Origin of the sequence: Paraburkholderia sp. BR10936, from assembly GCF_040965735.1 — a bacterium.
GTDB classification, from domain to species: domain Bacteria; phylum Pseudomonadota; class Gammaproteobacteria; order Burkholderiales; family Burkholderiaceae; genus Paraburkholderia; species Paraburkholderia nodosa_A.
The window spans coordinates 256,799-274,454 of the sequence record NZ_JBFRCM010000013.1 but is presented as its reverse complement, the minus strand read 5'-3'; the positions used below and the strand labels follow the sequence as shown (position 1 = coordinate 274,454).

At 63.4% G+C, this 17,656-nt stretch carries 16 protein-coding genes; 8 read left to right on the top strand and 8 right to left on the bottom strand.

Annotated features, from left to right (window positions below):
• Positions 1–33: 33 nt before the first annotated feature.
• Entirely contained in the window at positions 34–1,719 is a 1,686-nt protein-coding gene (locus tag AB4Y36_RS26175) for a sialidase family protein (protein WP_368684520.1), read from the bottom strand.
• A 468-nt stretch (positions 1,720–2,187) separates the two neighbouring features.
• Here AB4Y36_RS26175 and AB4Y36_RS26170 point away from each other — a divergent pair, with 468 nt between their 5' ends.
• Both AB4Y36_RS26170 and AB4Y36_RS26165 read left to right on the top strand, forming a co-directional pair.
• Positions 2,188–2,448 carry a hypothetical protein gene (locus tag AB4Y36_RS26170; RefSeq protein ID WP_368684519.1) on the top strand — a complete coding sequence of 87 codons (261 nt, stop codon included), beginning with the start codon at positions 2,188–2,190 and terminating at the stop codon, positions 2,446–2,448.
• A gap of 26 nt (positions 2,449–2,474) precedes the next feature.
• Complete coding sequence (locus AB4Y36_RS26165; RefSeq protein WP_342947273.1) at positions 2,475–3,461, top strand: aldo/keto reductase; 987 nt, start codon at positions 2,475–2,477, stop codon at positions 3,459–3,461.
• Here the strand turns inward: AB4Y36_RS26165 and AB4Y36_RS26160 are convergent.
• Entirely contained in the window at positions 3,458–4,507 is a 1,050-nt protein-coding gene (locus AB4Y36_RS26160; protein ID WP_368684518.1) for a methyltransferase, read from the bottom strand. The genes AB4Y36_RS26165 and AB4Y36_RS26160 overlap by 4 nt on opposite strands.
• Before the next feature lie 402 nt (positions 4,508–4,909).
• Here AB4Y36_RS26160 and AB4Y36_RS26155 point away from each other — a divergent pair, with 402 nt between their 5' ends.
• The gene (locus AB4Y36_RS26155; protein ID WP_368684517.1) at positions 4,910–5,671 is read left to right on the top strand and encodes a hypothetical protein; all 762 of its coding nucleotides are present in this window, start codon (positions 4,910–4,912) and stop codon (positions 5,669–5,671) included.
• A gap of 66 nt (positions 5,672–5,737) precedes the next feature.
• On the opposite strand, the gene AB4Y36_RS26150 is transcribed toward AB4Y36_RS26155, so the two are convergent.
• A complete protein-coding gene (locus AB4Y36_RS26150; RefSeq protein ID WP_069266417.1) occupies positions 5,738–6,655 on the bottom strand; it encodes an AraC family transcriptional regulator in 918 nt (305 codons plus the stop codon).
• 96 nt (positions 6,656–6,751) lie between these two features.
• On the opposite strand from AB4Y36_RS26150, the gene AB4Y36_RS26145 reads away from it, so the two are divergent.
• The 3 genes from AB4Y36_RS26145 (at position 6,752) to AB4Y36_RS26135 (ending at position 9,023) form a co-directional block, all read left to right on the top strand.
• Positions 6,752–7,501, top strand: coding sequence for an SDR family oxidoreductase (locus tag AB4Y36_RS26145; RefSeq protein WP_342947271.1), 750 nt, complete (start codon positions 6,752–6,754; stop codon positions 7,499–7,501).
• A gap of 19 nt (positions 7,502–7,520) precedes the next feature.
• Positions 7,521–8,279, top strand: a complete 759-nt coding sequence (locus AB4Y36_RS26140) for an SDR family oxidoreductase (RefSeq protein ID WP_368684516.1) — start codon at positions 7,521–7,523, stop codon at positions 8,277–8,279.
• 387 nt (positions 8,280–8,666) lie between these two features.
• Positions 8,667–9,023: an STAS/SEC14 domain-containing protein gene (locus tag AB4Y36_RS26135; protein WP_368684515.1), complete on the top strand. Its 357-nt coding sequence runs from the start codon at positions 8,667–8,669 to the stop codon at positions 9,021–9,023.
• A gap of 210 nt (positions 9,024–9,233) precedes the next feature.
• Here the strand turns inward: AB4Y36_RS26135 and AB4Y36_RS26130 are convergent, their stop codons facing one another.
• On the bottom strand, positions 9,234–10,118 hold the full coding sequence (locus AB4Y36_RS26130) for an alpha/beta fold hydrolase (protein ID WP_368684514.1): 885 nt from the start codon (positions 10,116–10,118) through the stop codon (positions 9,234–9,236).
• A 103-nt stretch (positions 10,119–10,221) separates the two neighbouring features.
• On the opposite strand from AB4Y36_RS26130, the gene AB4Y36_RS26125 reads away from it, so the two are divergent.
• Entirely contained in the window at positions 10,222–11,124 is a 903-nt protein-coding gene (locus tag AB4Y36_RS26125) for a LysR substrate-binding domain-containing protein (protein ID WP_368684540.1), read from the top strand.
• Here the strand turns inward: AB4Y36_RS26125 and AB4Y36_RS26120 are convergent, their stop codons facing one another.
• From AB4Y36_RS26120 to AB4Y36_RS26105, 4 genes are all read right to left on the bottom strand, one after another.
• Positions 11,125–12,597 carry an NAD-dependent succinate-semialdehyde dehydrogenase gene (locus AB4Y36_RS26120; RefSeq protein WP_368684513.1) on the bottom strand — a complete coding sequence of 491 codons (1,473 nt, stop codon included), beginning with the start codon at positions 12,595–12,597 and terminating at the stop codon, positions 11,125–11,127.
• Positions 12,598–12,679: 82 nt separating this feature from the next.
• On the bottom strand, positions 12,680–13,471 hold the full coding sequence (hpaI, locus tag AB4Y36_RS26115; RefSeq protein ID WP_368684512.1) for a 4-hydroxy-2-oxoheptanedioate aldolase: 792 nt from the start codon (positions 13,469–13,471) through the stop codon (positions 12,680–12,682).
• Positions 13,446–14,780, bottom strand: coding sequence for an MFS transporter (locus AB4Y36_RS26110; RefSeq protein ID WP_368684511.1), 1,335 nt, complete (start codon positions 14,778–14,780; stop codon positions 13,446–13,448). Before AB4Y36_RS26110 ends, hpaI begins: the two co-directional genes overlap by 26 nt.
• Positions 14,781–14,837: 57 nt before the next feature.
• Positions 14,838–16,385 (bottom strand): UxaA family hydrolase, encoded by a 1,548-nt coding sequence (locus AB4Y36_RS26105; RefSeq protein WP_368602170.1) that lies wholly within the window; start codon positions 16,383–16,385, stop codon positions 14,838–14,840.
• A gap of 206 nt (positions 16,386–16,591) precedes the next feature.
• Here AB4Y36_RS26105 and AB4Y36_RS26100 point away from each other — a divergent pair, with 206 nt between their 5' ends.
• On the top strand, positions 16,592–17,644 hold the full coding sequence (locus AB4Y36_RS26100; RefSeq protein ID WP_069266407.1) for a LacI family DNA-binding transcriptional regulator: 1,053 nt from the start codon (positions 16,592–16,594) through the stop codon (positions 17,642–17,644).
• The last annotated feature ends 12 nt before the right edge of the window (positions 17,645–17,656 follow it).

Genomic DNA, 17,656 nt, shown 5'->3' with positions numbered 1-17,656 from the left:
GCGGCGACCTCCGCCGGCCGCCGCCGTTAGCGCTTACGGCAAGGTGATCTTACGGGTGTATTCGGCCGTCACGTTGGCACTCGTGGCAACACCGAATAAGGGGTAAATAGTTTTCGGTCCGCTAGCGGCCAGACCCATGTAGTCGCCGAGGAAATGTCCGCCCGCTACGGGTGCGTTCAGGATGTTGAACGAGGCGTCAGTCAGTTTCCGTTCGTTACCCCAGTTGGCGGAGTTCGTGCAGGCAGTGGCGGTCGAGCAGAACACCGCGAAATAGTCGCTGCCCTCGAAGCCCACAGGCGTGTTCGTGTCATTACGAAAGTCGTAGTAGGTCACCACGATCGTATTGCCGTCGCCCGAAGGCACTATCGCCGGAATGTACGCCTGCTGACGGCAGGGGTTCGTACCGTTCGGCGGCGTCTTGTTGATCATCACGGGTGCTGACCAGGTCGCCCCGCCGTCATCCGACTCGCTGAAGACGATCCCGACAATCGGAATCGATCCGGTGGGTGTGGTGCAGGTCCCGGACGAAAAGCGATCGTCCTGCCAGGCAAGATAGATAGCCCCCGAGACCGGGTTCACAGCGACACTGTAGAGAATAGCGGCGTCGCGTATCGGCTGACCGCTGTCAGGTGTGACCACGCCGGTGACCACGCCGCCGATCGTATGAATATTGTTGGTGAACGTCGGCCCCGACCAGCTCGCGCCTTTGTCCGTCGACTTGATATAGCCGATGCTCAGTGGCGATGGCGTGACGTTGATCGCGGTGAAGAAGTCGAGCACGGTTCCATCAGGCAGCACGCGCACCATGTTGTCGATTGTCTGCGCGTTCGTGCCAGGCTGGTAGATCGGTGCGGCTGTGCTCCACGTCGCGCCATTGTCGGTGGACCGTGAGAAGAAGCTAGGGCCGGTGAAACTGAATTTGGAGGAGGGGGCACCACCCGCGCACGGCGGCGTCCGACATGTCGAAGAGAGGCCCGCCAATTGGCGCGCGATCTCAACACCGTCACTTTGCGCGAGCAGTTGGGCGCCCTCCTTCGTCGGCGGGAACACGCTCAACTGATCCCAGACCGCATAGACGTATTTGTTCGCGGTCGGATCCGCAGTGAGTGAGTTCTTGTCATTGAGCACGTGCGGCGAGTTGGTGCGGATCAGCGTAACGGGAGGCTGCCACGTCGCGCCATGGTCAGTGGAGCGGCTGACCAGCATTCCGCTATTTCGGGCTCCGAATGGAGTCGTCGGCTGCGCAGGGTCCAGTACCAGAGAGAAGAAGAAGGCCGTTCCGTCTTGCGCGAAATCTACCCAGGGATCGGAAGCTCGCCGGAATTTGCCTGCGGTGCACGCAGTCACGCCGGACGGAATCGTATTGGACCAGGTTGTGCCCGCATCGCTCGAGGCGACGCCGACGAGCCCGCGTGAACCGCCGTCGTTCCAGCGATCCTGCTGGTGGCCGGCGAGGAGACGAGACGGGTCGGTCGGATCGACCGCAATCCATGGCTCAATCGAGGTCGCCGGATACAGGACGCTGCCGAATGCCGATTCCTGCGCATGCACCTGGTCGGCGGCACATCCGCTGAACGGGTCGCCCGCGGCTACCTGGACGAGCGATCCGAGTGTTTGCGCGTTCGCGCCTGGGCCGATCGAGCATGCGAGCGCAATGACCCCGCCGCCTGCCACGCCCTGGAAGGCAAACCGGGATAAGCACCTGATATTGATTTTCATTCTGAGCCTCGCGAAAAAGGGAAAACGCCTGTGCACTTTCCGGCTGTCCGTCACCGGAGCCATGACTGTCATATCGTGATCTTCCGGTATATGTGAAACCGACTTGCCCCCACCGCAAAACCAACGCTTGCTACCGTCCGCGTAAACATGCAGCGAAGATGCCACTACCAAAACACACTAGGTCGCTGTAGGCGCATTTGTGTGAAAAAAACATTACGGATTCCGATTCATCACGCGGCGCCCTCACTAATATTGGCTTGGTACGAGGATTGCAGATCCACGGTCAAATCATGTATACGCTTGCAGAAGCATGGTGACGGAACTCCATGGGAGCCATAGACGACTGCGTGTTCGACGGCTCAGTTCTTTCAAACATCGTCGTTTTATTCGGAATGCTTATTTACCTGAAATGAGAATGATCGCGCTTCCACAAGCGTCACAAAGGAAGCGTTTCACGATATTCCCGGCGTGCTTCTGGACGAGATGGAGGACCTTATCCGGCACATGTCCCAAGCGCAGATCGATGCGAGTGACATCATCGACCAGGCCGGCAAGCCAAGCGCGCAGCTCGACGGCATGGGTCGTGTCTATTGCGCTGACTGCGAGGTCGCACTCGCATCGCCTTGCGACGACTCAATGGAGTTGGTGAGCGTCCCTTATCTGCAGGAGAATCGTGCAAGCAATCAGGAGTATCGTGCTAACACGTATCCGACGCGCGTGCCATGCTAGGTAGCTAGCCACCACAGGAGGGCAATATGCTGAACACGCGCAAGCTTGGACGTGAAGGACTCGCCGTTTCGGAGATCGGGCTGGGATGCATGGGGATGTCCTACGCCTACGGCACGCCCGACGACGCCGAGTCGATCGCCACGATTCATCGGGCGATCGAGCTCGGTTGCACATTCCTCGATACCGCTGAGATCTATGGTCCTTTCGCCAACGAGGAACTGCTCGGACGCGCGCTAAAAGGGCGTCGTCACGCAGTGACGATCGCGACGAAATTCGGCTTCAAGATCGACAACGGCGTACGCGGCCTCGACAGCCGCCCCGAGCATATCAAGGAGGTGATCGACGCGTCGCTCGTCCGGTTGCAGACCGATCACATCGATCTGCTCTACCAGCATCGCGTGGATCCCGACGTGCCGATCGAGGACGTGGCGGGCGCGGTCAAGGACGCGATCGCCGCGGGCAAGGTTCGCTATTTCGGCTTGTCGGAAGCGAGCGTCGATACCATCCGGCGCGCCCATGCCGTGCAACCCGTCTCGGCCGTGCAAAGCGAGTATTCGCTGTTCGAGCGCGGCGTCGAAGACAAGGTGCTGCCGGCGCTGCGCGAACTGGGTATCGGCTTTGTTCCCTACAGTCCGCTTGGCCGGGGCTTCCTGACCGGCAACGCCAGGCGGGCGGAGGACCTTCCCGCCAACGACTGGCGGGCAGCCAACGATCCGCGCATACAGGGCAGCAACTTCGATACGAACGTCAAGCTCGCAGATTTCATCAAGGCCCTTGCCGACGAGAAGTCCGTGACACCGGGCCAGCTCGCGCTCGCCTGGCTGCTCAAGCAAGGTGACGATCTGGTGCCGATCCCCGGCACCAAACGGCGCCAATACCTCGAGGAAAACGTGAACGCAGCTTCAGTTCGGCTGACGCCGGCGGATCTGGATCACATTCGGAGTTTCCTTGCCGGACACCAGACCGCGGGCACACGTTACCTGCCGCCCATGCTGTCGCATCTCGACCGCTAGCGAACGCCAATCACCATCGAGTTCTGCCCGCCCAGCGGTTCGACCCTGATCTCCCGAAAGCCAGCCTCGGTCATCCATTCGCGGCACTGCCTGGCGGTATAGTCGAAACCGCCGGGCGTCTCGACCAGCATGTTCAGACTCATGAGCAAGCCGAACGCATTGCGCCTGCGCTCGTCGTCGATCATCGCGTCGTAGACGATCAGACATCCGCCGGCGGGCAACGCCTGATAACTCCTCGCGAGCAGTTCGCGCTTCTGTTCGAGATCCCAGTCGTGCAGAATGTGTCCCATCACCATAACGTCGGCTGAAGGCAAGGCGTCCACGAAGAAGTCGCCCGGATGAAAGCGAATTCGATCCCCTAGCGCGTTCGCCGCGATGTAGTCGTTGAATACCGGAGCGACGGCGGGCAGATCGAACCCGATTCCCGCAAGATGCTCGTGCGTACGCGCAATCTCGGCCACGAGGGCGCCCTGCGCGGTGCCGACGTCGACGACCGAGCGATAGTTCTGCCAGGGAAACTTTTGCGCAATCTCCTTTGCCAGATCCATGCTGACACCGCTCATTGCGCCCAGAAACTCACGGAGTCCGCGTTCGTCACGATAGATTGCATCGAACGGGTTACCGCCCTCCTTTGCTTCGTTCTGCGGGAGCCCCGTGCGCAATGCTTCGGTCAACGAGCCCCAGAACGGATATAAGCGGTTGTTAGCCATGAGCAAAAATCCGGCGATACAACCCGGCCTGGATCTGTCCAGAAATGCATCGGCCTCGGCGGTATTCCGGTACAGCCCGTCGTCTCGATCCAGGACCCCTAGCGCGACCAGAGCGTCGAGGAAGTCGTGTGCCGATCTCGGATGCAACTGCATTTGATCCATCAGTTGTGTTGCTGTGCGCGGACCCCTTCCCAGAACGGTGAACAGGTCGAGTTCGACCGCGGAGAGCAGCGTCTTCGAGGCCCAGAAACCCATGGCCAGCTGAAGCAGCTTTTGTGGGGAGGCGGCAGATGCGTTCGCGGTTTCAGACGTCAAGGTGCTCAATTGCGTTTCCATTGTCTTGTTTCCTTTCGCAGAGATAGCAAGTTTCTCGATGGCTTTGCTTTGCTACACGAATCGTCTTTGCGTCAACAGAACACCTTGCGGGCGAAGACTATTCCGCGCTTACCTCATCTTCAGGCGGCTGGAAGCGCACGGCGTCTGAAAGAGTGCTTTGCTTCGGCAAGACCTCGACATGCCGCCTTCGAGCCTTCCGGAGCCGAATCGAGTGTATATACGGGAAAGTGAGCCATGATTTTTCCTTGGGAGTCGGACGCATGCATCAAGGGGCGATGACACGACAAACAAAGAGTAGTGATGCGCCGCAGCCTCGCCAATTACATGGGGTGTAATACAAAATAGTCGTTCAGGCATCCGGCGAAGGCAACCACGCCTCCAGCGAAAACGGAGAATCGAACCGTGCCACACCTGGGCATTGCGATCATTGTGTTTGCATGCGTGTTTAGCTGCGCCCTGCTCGGCCTGTATCTGCATACCATGCTGCCAGCGCATCATCTCGGCGACGAATCGGTCAGCGTCATTAAGCTGACGATTGGATTGATAGCCACCATGGCCGCATTGGTGCTCGGGCTGCTGATCTCGTCGGCGAAAAACTCATTCGATGCCGCGAACGCCGCGGTCGTACGCGACGCCACCGAAATCATTCTGCTCGATCGCACACTCGCCCAGTACGGTCCAGAGACGCAGGAGATCCGGGTCTTGCTGAAGCAGGGCGTCGCCACTGGCATCCAGAAGATCACCTCCGGCGATCCGGCTCAGCTGGCAAGCATGCGCAGCCCCGAGGAGCTTAAACGCGGGGAAAATATTCAACGCCGGTTGGCGCAACTGTCACCGAACAGTGAAACGCAACGCCGGCTACAGGCGCGCGCCATTCAGATCGCCGGCGACGTCCTGGCGATGCGCGAGCTTGCACTGCTGCAGGCGGCAGGCTCGACCCCGATGCCGCTGCTGCTCACGCTCGTGTTGTGGCTGTGCATCATCTTCGGCTCGTTTGGGCTGTTCACCTCACCCAACACGACGGTCGTCATCACGTTCTTTCTGGGCGCGATATCCACCTCTATCGCCATTTTTTTGATTCTGGAAATGAACACGCCGCTCGGCGGCATCGTCGCTGTCTCCCTCGCGCCCGTGCATGAGGCGCTCTCCATACTCGGACAGTAGTCGCCGCAGTACCGCCTGGAAATTTGCCGACGCGAACAGCCCTCCCGGCAACCCGCTCGCGCCTGCTTACGCGCCATCCGGGGCCACCTGCTCCTCACGCGCGTACTGCGTAGGCGGCCGGCCGACGTGCCGCGTAAAGGCAACGCTGAACGTGCTGGCCGAGCTGTAGCCGACAAGTTGCGCAATCTCGGCGATACGGCCGTGATTGCGACGCAACAGGTCCTTCGCGAGCGCCATGCGCCAGGTCAGCAAGTATTCCATCGGCGCGACGCCGACTGCGCGGCTGAAGCGTTCGAAAAACGTCGAACGTGAGAGCGCGGCCTCCTTCGCGAGCGCGGCAACCGTCCACGGCTTCGTCGGGTGCTCGTGCATCTCCCGGATCGCGGCCGCGAGGCGGCTGTCGGAGAGTCCGCGCACGAGCCCCGGTGGCGCATACGTTCCCGCCGTGGATCGCAGTGCTTCGATGAGCAGCACTTCCAGCAGGCGAGAGAGCACCACTTCACGCGCAGGCCGCTGCGCTCTCGATTCCTCGCGCACGAGCTTGACGAGTGTGGCCAGCCGTTCCTGGCCGCGGACATGCACGAGTTGCGGCAGCAGCGAAACCAGCAAAGATGAATCCGGCGACCCGAAGCTGCAGTGGCCCGCCACCATGCGCGAATCGACCGGGTGGTCCGCGGCGCCGATTCTGAATTCATTGTTGCCCAGCGCGACGGGCGTCACTGGCTCGACGTCCGGCGGGGGAGGCTCGAGGCTGCTCACCTCGATGCCATAGGACGCAGGAATCAGGACGAAGTCGCCGGCCACGAGTTCGAGCGGCGCGTGATCGTCGATCGTGATGCAGCACCCGCCATCGAGGATGACGCAATAGAAAGGCTCGCCCGCACCCGAACGACTGATGCGCCAGGGGCCGGCGCCGAGGACGAGTTTGGAGAAGCGCGCACTCGGCTGCAGCAGCGTCACGACTTCAGCCAACGGATCGATCATGGCCGGACTCCTGCAAACGAAATTCGGACCTTTGATTGTAGCAAGTACGGTCTGCGCGATCTATCGTATGGACACACGCAAACCAAAGGAGATTCCATGCAAACCGTGCTGATCACCGGCTGCTCGTCCGGCTTCGGGCTCGAGATCGCCCGCTACTTCCTGGCCCGTGACTGGCGGGTCGTCGCCACGATGCGTACGCCGCGTGACGACGTGCTGCCGCCTTCGGAACATCTGCGCGTGCTGGCGCTCGACGTCACGAAGCCGGAAAGCATACGCGCGGCCGTCATGGCTGCGGGCCCGATCGACGTCCTCGTCAACAATGCGGGCTTTGGCGCGGCTTCCCCGGCTGAGCTTGTTCCGATCGACGCCGTGCGCGAGGTCTTCGAGACCAACACGTTCGGCACGATCGCGGTGACGCAAGCCGTGCTGCCCCAGTTCCGCGCGCGCAAGGCCGGCGTCGTCGTGAACGTTACGTCGAGCGTGACGCTGAAGGCGCTGCCGCTGATCGGCGCGTACCGCGCGAGCAAGGCGGCGGTGAACGCGTTCACCGAGTCGATGGCGCTGGAACTCGAACCGTTCGGCGTGCGCGTGCGCCTCGTGCTACCAGGCCGTTCGCTGGAGACGCGCTTTGGAGAGAACGCGCGTGCCCATATCCACGGCTTCGACAATGAGGCCTATGCGGGTCTCGTCAAAGAAGTCATCGCGCGTCTGGAGGACACGGCGTCCCCGCTCACCCAGGCACAGGACGTCGCCGAAGCCGTGTGGCGCGCGGCGACCGATCCCTCGACTCCGATGCACATTCCCGCCGGTGCCGATGCACAGGCGTGGGCAGCTGAGGCGAGCTAATCAACACCAGGAGATTTGCATGCAGGACAATGTCATCGCGCTCGTCACCGGCGCCAATCAGGGAATCGGTCTGCAGATCGCGAAGGATCTCACGTCACACGGCCTCACGGTGCTCGTCGGGTCGCGCAATTTCGAACGCGGTGAGGCCGCGGCCAGGGAGATTGGGCCGAACGCGCGTGCGCTCCAGCTCGACGTGACGGATCAGGCTTCGATCGCCGCCGCCGCGCAGCGCATTCGCGACGAGCATGGCCGCCTCGACGTGCTCGTCAACAACGCCGCGATTTCGAGCACGAACCGGCAGCCCGGCCAGTCCGTGGAGGACTTCGCGAAGACCACCCGCCCGAGCAATGTCTCTTTCGACGAAATGCGCGCGGTGTGGGACACCAACGTGTTCGGCGTGCTGGCCGTTTATCAGGCGATGCTGCCGCTCCTGCGCAAATCGATGGCCGCCTGCATCCTCAACGTGTCGAGTGGTGTGGGATCGCTCACGACAAACTCGGACCCTGCGTTCCCGTGGCGCTCGATCTTCGGTCCGGTGTACCCCGCGTCCAAGACGGCGCTCAACGCATTGACCGTTGCCATGGCGATCGAACTGGAACCGGAGGGCATCAGGGTCAACGCCGTTTCGCCGGGCTACACGCGCACGAACCTGAACGGCTTCACCGGCACGGAGACCGTCGAGGAAGGTGCCCGCGAAGCGGTACGCGTCATTCTGCTGGGTCCGAACGGCCCGTCGGGGACATTCACCCGCTGGGAAAATCAGACGATTCCGTGGTGAACGAGGGGCCGCCGCTGAAGCACCTTCATCAAAAGCGACGCGGCCGATCTAGCCCAGACTGCAGCGCACCGCAAGATTCCCTAATTTGTTGTTGCGCCGTGTCGACACGAAGCGCCGTTATTTTTGTCGGCTAGATGAATGTCACACAGCTTGAGTAATCTGGCTATGCGCCTGCACACGGAATAGCCCCCGTCAGGTGCCCCCCTCGGCCGCGTCCCTGTATGCGGCTTTTTTTCTGCACTGCAAACATTTGAGGCGGCTTTCAAAAGGCACACCACTTTCTTGCGGGCAGCATGGCGCATGAAAAGGGGTACTATGAAAGTGCTGTCGAACGCCAGGCCTCGCCGCGCCTGAGCGTGTAACGTCTCCTTACCGTGGGGGCCCGCCATGATCCAGTATCACTCCACTCCCGATTCGCCCGTCGTCGAAATCACCGTCGAAGGCAAAATCACCGACCACGATTTGCGCGAAGCCATCGAGCGCATGCGTGGCGATCTTGAACTGAACGGGAAGACCCGTGTGCTCGAACGCATCGAGCATTTCAGCGGTATCGAGCCAAAGGCGGTGTGGACCGACATGACGCTAGGCGTGTCCGTCGCCCGCAAGGTCACGCGCGCCGCGGTGGTGGCCGATGCGGCCTGGATTCGCGCCTCGATGCATTTGGCGCGATTCTTTACCAAGGCTGAAATCAAGGCGTTCCACGTCAACGAGCTGGAACAGGCGCGTGCCTGGATCAACGCGTGAACGTCGCCTGCAACCGCACGCTTCGGACGGTGGGCGGCGAGGAGCCGCCCACTGTTCCCCAACGTCGGATTGACTGATTTCGTAGTCACGATGCGTTTCGCCTTCATGGCAGCAGGGAGCGCCGTATCGAGGACGGCGTGGACACAATTTATTCCGGCAGATTGACGAAGGGTCGCCAAGTACCCGCCGCCAAGCCCCTGCGCGTAGCGCCTATCGGCAGAACCGCAAAATCGCATCGGCAACGTCCTTTGGCGCTTCGCGCTGCGGGAAGTGGCCTACGCCATCGAGTACCTTCCTCTCATACCGTCCAAGGAACAACGACTCCCGCCCGCTGGAACTTTCGGGATGGTTGCAGGTGTCCGCGCCGCCGTGCAGCACCAACGTTGCGACCGACAGCCTCGGCGCGGGATTCAGACGCGCCTCATCCTCGGCATAGGCAGGGTCGCCGTCGACAAAGCCCCAACGGTGCCGGTAGCTATGAAGCACGACCTCTGCCCAATCGTCGCCCTCGAATGCCTGCGCCGCTTCGTCGAAGTCGGCCGGCGCATACCAGCCAGCCGGCGCCCAGGTATCCCACATCTGCCGGGCGAAAACCTCACGTTCGTCCCGCACCACGCGAGCGCCTCGCGGCGTCGCCATGAACCAGTGGTACCAGTAATTGCGCACCTGCTGCAGGGTCAGAATCTGGTTCGGATCATTGGTACCGTATCCCACCGATAGCATCACCAGATGAGAAGCCACGCCGTCACGCAGGCCGCACGCATTCGCGACCGCGCGTGCGCCCCAATCATGGCCGACCAATACCGGCTGCTCAACGCCCAGCACGGCGAGAAAATCCAGAAGATCGCGGCCCAGCGCGGACAACTGGCCGCTGCGCGGCGTGGCCGTATCGCGGAAGCGGGTGGGTGCGAAGCCCCGCAGCGCCGGCGCGAGAACGCGGTAACCCGCATCGGCCAGAATGGGCGCGACGTTCTTCCAGGACTGGGGGCTGTCCGGCCAGCCGTGCACCAGCACCGCTGTGCGCGCCCCCTGCGGGTTCCATTCGAGCCAGGCGATGTCGAGCCGCCCGGTGGCGGCATGCTGGTAGGTGTTCATCGTGTTCCTCGTGCAAACAGGGAAGTCCCACGATAGCTCGACGCCTCGTGCCGATTGGTGAATAATCACTAATCATTGGTGATTTTTCGCGTTGAATGATCTGATGGACACGCTGCCCACTGCCGACGGTGTTCCGCTCGATACCGTGTTGCTGCGCACTTTTTTCGAAGTCGTGGACAGCGGCAGCTTTGCCACGGCCGCCGAGCGTCTGGCGCTGACCCCTTCGGCCGTGAGCGGACATATCAAGCGCCTCGAACAGATCGTCGGTGTCGGACTACTGACACGCACGACTCGCCACCTGGAATTGACGCAAGCCGGCGACACCTTGTACGCCTACGGCCGAAACATCCTGGATCTGGAACGCGAAGTCCGCGCGAAACTACGCGGTACGCCGCTGCGCGGGCTGCTGCGAGTCGGTGCATCGGAAGATTTCGCGGGCGCGTGGCTGCCCCAGGTGTTGCAGCGTTTTCGCCGCCAGCATCCCGAAGCGACAATCGACCTGAGAGTCGGCATCACGGCCGATCTGTTGCGTCAGCAGGAGCGCGGCCGTCTGGATCTCGTGTTCGGCAAGCAATGCAGCCGTGTCGGCAAAGGCGGCACGCTGCTGTGGGAAGAGCCGCTAGTCTGGGCCTACGCGGAAGATGCGGATCTGGATCTCGACCAGCCGCTGCCGCTGGCCGCTTTCCCCGATCCCTGCATTTATCGCGAGTCGGCGATCACCGCACTGAACAAAGCCGGTCGAGCGTGGCGCCTGGTGTTCGAGAGCAGCAGCATGGCGGGCTGCCTGTCGGCGGCGAGATCGGGTTTCGCAGTGACGGTCATCGCCGATAGTCAGCGAGTCGATGGCTTGCGCTTGCTGGGTCGCAAGGAAGGACTGCCCGCGTTGCCAGTTGCGCGTTTCTACGCGTTTCCTCGTACCGACTCGCCGGCCTGCGCGGCTTTGATCGATGCTGCATGCCGCGCAGGCCAGCAGGGCCGCTTCAGCCCACGCGCACTTCGCGGGTGATCAGTCGAGCCCGCCCTGGCACAAATACTTGATGCTCAGGTAGTCGTCGAGGCCGTACTTCGAGCCTTCGCGCCCATAGCCAGACTCCTTCACGCCGCCAAAAGGCGCCGCCTCGCTGGCCACGGCGCCTTCATTGATGCCAACGATGCCGACTTCCAGTTTTCGCGCCACGCGATCGATCCGGCGCACGTCGTTCGTGTAGAAGTAAGCCGCGAGACCGAAAGGCGTGTCGTTTGCGATCCTGATGACCTCGTTCTCGTCCGTGAAGCGGAACAGCGGCGCGACAGGGCCGAACGTTTCCTCGCAGCACAGCACCATTGCGTCGGTCGCGTCGGCGAGCACGGTGGGCGCGTAATAGTTCGGCCCCAGCTCGGCGAGCCGCTTGCCGCCCGCTAGTGCGCGCGCGCCATTCGCCACGGCGTCCTCGACGTGCTTCGCGATCTTCTCGATCGCACGCTCGTTGATCATCGGACCGATCTGCGCCTTCGGGTCCGTTGCGGGTCCCACGTGAAGCGCTGCGACGCGCTTCGCCAGCAGATCGCCAAATCGTTCGTACACCGATTCATGCACGTAGATGCGGTTGGGGCACACGCAGGTCTGCCCGCCGTTGCGGAACTTGGCCGCCATCAAGCCGTTGACGGCTGCCTCGAGGTCGGCGTCCTCGAACACGATAAACGGCGCGTTGCCGCCCAGTTCCAGCGAGAGCTTCTTGAGCGTGGCTGCCGATTCGCGCGCCAGATGCTTGCCCACTGCGGTCGAGCCTGTGAAGGTGATCTTGCGCACGCGGTCGTCGGCGAGCCAGTCGGCAACAGCGGCGATCCCTTTGTCCCGCGCGGCCGAGATCATGTTGAGCACGCCGTCGGGCAAGCCCGCTTCCTGCGCGAGCGCGGCCAGTGCGAGCGCCGTAAGTGGCGTGTCCTCGGCGGGCTTAGCCACGACCGTGCAGCCAGCAGCGAGCGCCGGTGCGATCTTGCGCGCGATCATTGCGAGCGGGAAGTTCCACGGCGTGATCGCGGCGACCACGCCAATCGGCTCCTTGATCGCGCTCATGCGCTTGCCGCGCTGTGTCTGCGGAATGATGTCGCCGTAGACCTTGGTCGCCTCTTCGGCAAACCATGCGACGTACGACGCACCATACGCAACCTCGCCGCGCGCCTCCGCAAGCGGCTTGCCCTGCTCCATCGACATGAGGCGCGCGAGGTCCTCGGTGTTCTCGACAATGAGCGCGTGCCAACGGTTGAGCACGTGCGCCCGCTCGCGGGGCAGCCTGTCGCGCCAGGCGGGCAAGGCGCGGCTCGCCGCGTCCGTCGCCGCGCGGGCGTCGGCGGCGCTGCTGCTGGCCACCTGCGCGAGCGTGCCCTGCGTCGCCGGATTCGTCACGGCGTAACGGTTGCCTCCGGCGGCGGCGATCCACTTGCCGTCGATGAAATTATCCTGTCGAAGCAGTTCGCCTCGCGTCAACTCCAAACTCACTGCGTGCTCCTTTCTACAAGGGATGTCGTGATCCGTTAAACCGTCGCGACGGGTGTGACCGGCGAACCGAACGCGCGCGGCATTAGCCCGCCGTGCGCACGTCCGCGAAATCGCGCGCGAGCTTGCGCGCCGCGTTCGCGAACATCAGGATGTCCACGCCGGTCGCGACAAACGTGCAGCCGAGCTCCAGGTAGTGACGCGCGAGCGCCGGGTCGGACGTGAGTGTGCCCGCCGCCTTGCCCGACGCGACGATCGTGCGGATCGCGTTGTCGATCGCCTGCTGCACTTCGGGATGCGTGGCCTTGCCGCGATGGCCCATCGAGGCCGCGAGATCGGCCGGTCCGATGAACACGCCGTCCACGCCGTCCACCGCGCAGATCGATTCGAGGTTGCCCAGCGCCGTCGCCGTTTCGGCTTGCACGAGCAGGCACACTTCGTCATCCGAAATATCTAGATAATCGGTCCGTAGACTCCAGCGCGACGCACGGCCCACGGCGCTGCCCACGCCGCGAATGCCATGCGGCGGATAGCGCACGGCGGCGACGAGCGCGCGTGCTTCTTCGGCGGTATCGACCATCGGCACAAGCAGGTTGCGCGCGCCGATATCGAGCAGCCGCTTGAGCAGCGCCGGATCGCCGTTCACGGGGCGAACGACCGGCTCGGCCGGGTACGCCGCCACGGCCTGCAATTGCGCGAGGATCGTGCGCAGTTCGTTGGGTGCGTGCTCGCTGTCGATGAGGAGCCAGTCGAAACCGGCCGTCGCGCTCACTTCGGCGAGATACGGATCGGCCATGGAAAGCCAGAAGCCGACTTGCTTCCTGCGCGCGGCGAGCGCGGCTTTGAACGGATTAAGCCCTGACGTCTGCGGGTTCATGAATGCGTGTCTCCTGTGAGGGGTCGCCGAATTGAATGGGTTCCACCTTCCCGAGGAGGAACAGATAGTTGAGGATCGCTATGCCGATCAGCGCCGCCGAGAACAGCAGCGCGGCAACGAACGAGCCGGTCGCGCCGACGATGGCGCCCGTGACGATCGGGCCGACCACACCGCCGAGATTCGACACCGTGTTTTGCAGCCCCGCGATCATCGAAACCGCATTGGGCGGCGCGACGTCGCCGGGCAGCGCCCACACCTGCGAGGCCGCGACCGTCGTGCCGGACTTCGCGATGCACAGCAGCAGCACCGCCACGAGCGCCGAATGCGCGAACGCCGCGAAGCCGATGCTCGACGCCATCACGAGCCCGATCACGAGAAAGAGCTTGCGCGTTGCCGTGAGAGAAAGCTTGCCGCTCGCGAAGACGCGATCCGACGCCCAGCCCGCGAAAATCTCGACGACGATCGACACGAGCAGCGGCAACGAGGCCATCCAGCCCATTTGCAGCACGCTCATGCCGCGTTCCTTCATCAAATACGTGGGCAGCCACGTGATGAAGAAGTACGAGTTGTAATTGATCATGAAAAAGCCGATGCACATCGCCCACACATTGCGGTGCGCAAGCAGCTTGCGCCACGGCGGACGCACGGGCGGCTGCGCGCTGTGCACGCCTTTATCGCTTTCGATGTGCGCGAGTTCCGCCGCATTCACGCGCCGATGATCGGCGGGTGAATCGGTGAAGCTCACTAGCCACACGACGAACCACACAACGCCGAGCAGGCCCGTGAGCACGAAGGTCATCTTCCAGTCGAATGCGGCCAGCATCCACGCGATCAGCGGCAAGGCAATCGCGCCGCCCAGCTTCGAGCCGCTGTCGAAGATGCCCGCGACGGTCGCGCGTTCCTTGCGCGGAAACCAGCGCGTGGCGATACCGGCGTTGCTCGGGTACGCACCCGCCTCGCCCACGCCCAGCGCCACGCGCAACGCGACGAGCGAGCGAAAGCCGCTCGCGAGGCCCGTCATCGCGGTTGCGAGCGACCACCAGAGCACCGCGAAACCCAGCACTTTCTTCTGGCCCAGGCGATCGGCGAGCAAGCCCGCGGGCAATTGCAACAGCGCATACGACCAGAAGAACGCCGACATGACGATGCCCATCTGCATCGCGTCGAGATGAAACTCCGACTGAATTTTCGGGGCTGCCGCCGAGAGCACCGTGCGATCGATATAGTTGATCGCGATGGCGGCCCACATGAGGCCCGCGACCCACCAGCGCATCTTCGATCGGCCATGCCGTCGTGCAGATTCGAGCATCTGCTGTCTCCCTTCCTGTTCTATTGATACCGATTCGAGGCGCGCAGTTACGCGCCTTCAGCTCACGATGCCCATGTGCCAGGGCACGAATTCGTTGTCGCCGAGTCCGAGCAGTTCGCTCTTCGTGCGCTCGCCGGAAGCCGCGCGAACTATCAGATCGAAGATGTCCTGACCCATTTCCTCGATCGTGCGTTCGCCGTCGATCACGAGACCGCAGTTGATGTCCATGTCCTCTTCGAGGCGCGTGAACATAGGTGTGTTGCTCGCGAGCTTGAGCGTCGGCGCGGGCTTCGAGCCGAACATGGAGCCGCGCCCCGTCGTGAAGCAGATCAGGTTCGCGCCGCTCGCGATCTGCCCCGTCACCGCGACGGGATCATAGCCGGGCGAGTCCATGAACACGAAGCCCGCGCGATCGATCGGTTCTGCGTATTCGTACACGGCCTGCAGCGGCGTCGTGCCGCCCTTCATCGCGGAACCGAGCGACTTTTCGAAGATGTTGGCGAGACCGCCCTGCTGGTTGCCCGGCCCGACCACGCCGTTGAACTGACCATTCTGGCCGCGCGTATAGCGCTCCCACCACGCGAGCCGGTCGAGCAGCTTCTGGCCGACTTCGGGCGACACGGCGCGGCGGGTGAGCATGTATTCGACGCCATGAATCTCGGGCGTTTCGGAGAGGATCGCGGTGCCGCCGTGCCGCACGAGCAGGTCCATCGCCGCGCCCAGCGCCGGATTCGCGGTGATGCCCGAGAAGCCGTCCGAGCCGCCGCATTCGAGACCGATCTTCAGATGGCTGACGGGCACCGGCGTACGGACGATGTCGTTTGCGGCAGGCAGCATGTCCTGCACGGCCTGGATGCCGGCTTCGATCGTCGCGCGCGTGCCGCCCGTGTCCTGCATCACCAGCGCGTGCACGGCCTTGCCCGTCTCCAACCCTTGCGAGTCGAGCAGATCGCCGACCTGGTTGCGCTCGCAACCCAGTCCGACGATGAGCACGCCGCCCAGGTTAGGATGACGCGCGTAGCCCGCAATGGTGCGGCGGAGCACGTCGAAGTGCTCGCTCGGCGAGGACATGCCGCAACCGCTGGTTTGCGCGAACGCGACCACGCCGTCGACATTGGGATAATCGCGCAGGCGTTCGGGCGTGAAGTAATCGGCGATATGGCGAATGACCGTGGCCGAACAATTGACCGACGCGATGATGCCGACGAAGTTGCGCGTGGCGACGCGGCCGTCGGGCCGCACGATGCCGTTGAACGTCGCGCGCTGCTCGGGCGCAACGTAATCGACTGGCTTTACGTCGAGACCGAAGCCTGGATCGCGGTCGAAATCGACGAGCGTGATGTTGTGCGTGTGAACGTGGTCGCCGGGCTCGATGTCGCGCGCGGCCACCCCGATCACGGTGTCGTACTTGCGGATGGGCTCGCCCGACGCAATGCGCCGCGCCGCCACCTTGTGGCCCGCGGCGACCTGCGCGCGCAGGCGAATCGCTTCGCCTTCGATCAGGACTTGATGCCCGATCGTCAGCGGCTCGCGCGCGATCAGGACGTTGTCGTTTGGGTTGAGCCGGATCAACGGCCCGCTATAGGACTTGTTGGACTGGAGCATTCGCCTGTCTCCGCTGACGATCCGGACGGCGCGCAGGGGCACCTGCTCCGGTCCCATGCGAGATGGTTGCTGGCGGCGCCGGGAAACGCGCTGCCTATCGTTCTGGAACAAAGTTACCGGTTAATGTAACCGGTAACATAGATGCCATCGTAGTACAGTTTTGGGATAATTGCCAACACCTTTTTGCAGCAGGAGCGCCCGCGCCCGTGACCAAGACCTCGACAGAATTCGCCCCGCCCGCCACCGGGACCGCGTCGCGGCGTGCCCGCAAGAACACCGGCCGGGTCACGCTCAGCGATCTGGCCCGTCTGACCGGGGTCACGAAGGTCACGGTTTCGCGCGCCCTCAACAACCCCGAGCTCGTTTCGGTCGAAACGTTGGAGCGCGTGCGCGAGGCCGTGCGGCAAACTGGCTACACGCCCGACCTGATCGCGGGCTCGCTCGCCTCGAATCGCAGCCACCTCGTCGTCGCGCTGATCCCGGCGATGGCGGGCAGCGTGTTCCAGGAAACCGTCGCGGCCCTGACCGCAGAGCTGGAGACGGCCGGCTATCAGTTGCTGCTCGGCCAGAGCGGCTACGACGAATCGCGCGAAGAGGCGCTGCTCGACGCCATCATCGGCCGGCGTCCGGCCGGCATCGTGCTCACCGGCGTGATCCACTCGGAGGCGTCGCGGCAGAAACTGCGCGCGGCCGGCATTCCCGTGGTCGAAACGTGGGACATCACGCGCTCGCCGCTCGACATGCTGATCGGTTTCTCGCACACGCGCGTGGGCGAAGCGGCTGCGCGCTACCTGCGTGAGCGCGGCGCGCGGCATCCGGCCATCGTCACCCCGGGCGACCGCCGGGCGAAGCTGCGCGCCGACGCCTTCATCGAAGCCTTCGGCAGCGAGCGCGAGATTCCCGTGGCCGCCGTGCCCTCACCCGCGCATCTCGGCGACGGACGACGCGCGTTCGCAAAGCTGCTCGACGACCATCCGCAGATCGACGCAATCTTCTGCGGCGCCGACATCATGGCGCTCGGCGTGCTCATGGAAGCCCATGCGCGCAAGCTCGACGTGCCGGGACGCCTCAGGGTGATTGGCTACGGCGACCAGAATTTCGCCGCCGACGCCGACCCGCCGCTCACGACGATTCGCATCGACGGCACGAAGATCGGCAAGCTGGCGGCGTCCATGCTGATCGAGAAAATCGAGACCGGCACGAGCAAGCGCGCGAAAGTGGACGTCGGTTTCACGCTGATCGAGCGCGGCTCGGCCTGAGATTCGTCGTCT

Bases quoted from the DNA above. Each gene is read 5' to 3' on its own strand.
- AB4Y36_RS26105 (WP_368602170.1), bottom strand. From the start codon at position 16,385: ATGCTCCAGTCCAACAAGTCCTATAGCGGGCCGTTGATCCGGCTCAAC.
- AB4Y36_RS26160 (WP_368684518.1), bottom strand. From the start codon at position 4,507: ATGGAAACGCAATTGAGCACCTTGACGTCTGAAACCGCGAACGCATCT.
- AB4Y36_RS26130 (WP_368684514.1), bottom strand. From the start codon at position 10,118: ATGAACACCTACCAGCATGCCGCCACCGGGCGGCTCGACATCGCCTGG.
- AB4Y36_RS26165 (WP_342947273.1), top strand. From the start codon at position 2,475: ATGCTGAACACGCGCAAGCTTGGACGTGAAGGACTCGCCGTTTCGGAG.
- AB4Y36_RS26150 (WP_069266417.1), bottom strand. From the start codon at position 6,655: ATGATCGATCCGTTGGCTGAAGTCGTGACGCTGCTGCAGCCGAGTGCG.
- AB4Y36_RS26135 (WP_368684515.1), top strand. From the start codon at position 8,667: ATGATCCAGTATCACTCCACTCCCGATTCGCCCGTCGTCGAAATCACC.
- AB4Y36_RS26175 (WP_368684520.1), bottom strand. From the start codon at position 1,719: ATGAAAATCAATATCAGGTGCTTATCCCGGTTTGCCTTCCAGGGCGTG.
- AB4Y36_RS26140 (WP_368684516.1), top strand. From the start codon at position 7,521: ATGCAGGACAATGTCATCGCGCTCGTCACCGGCGCCAATCAGGGAATC.
- hpaI (WP_368684512.1), bottom strand. From the start codon at position 13,471: ATGAACCCGCAGACGTCAGGGCTTAATCCGTTCAAAGCCGCGCTCGCC.
- AB4Y36_RS26145 (WP_342947271.1), top strand. From the start codon at position 6,752: ATGCAAACCGTGCTGATCACCGGCTGCTCGTCCGGCTTCGGGCTCGAG.
- AB4Y36_RS26125 (WP_368684540.1), top strand. From the start codon at position 10,222: ATGGACACGCTGCCCACTGCCGACGGTGTTCCGCTCGATACCGTGTTG.
- AB4Y36_RS26110 (WP_368684511.1), bottom strand. From the start codon at position 14,780: ATGCTCGAATCTGCACGACGGCATGGCCGATCGAAGATGCGCTGGTGG.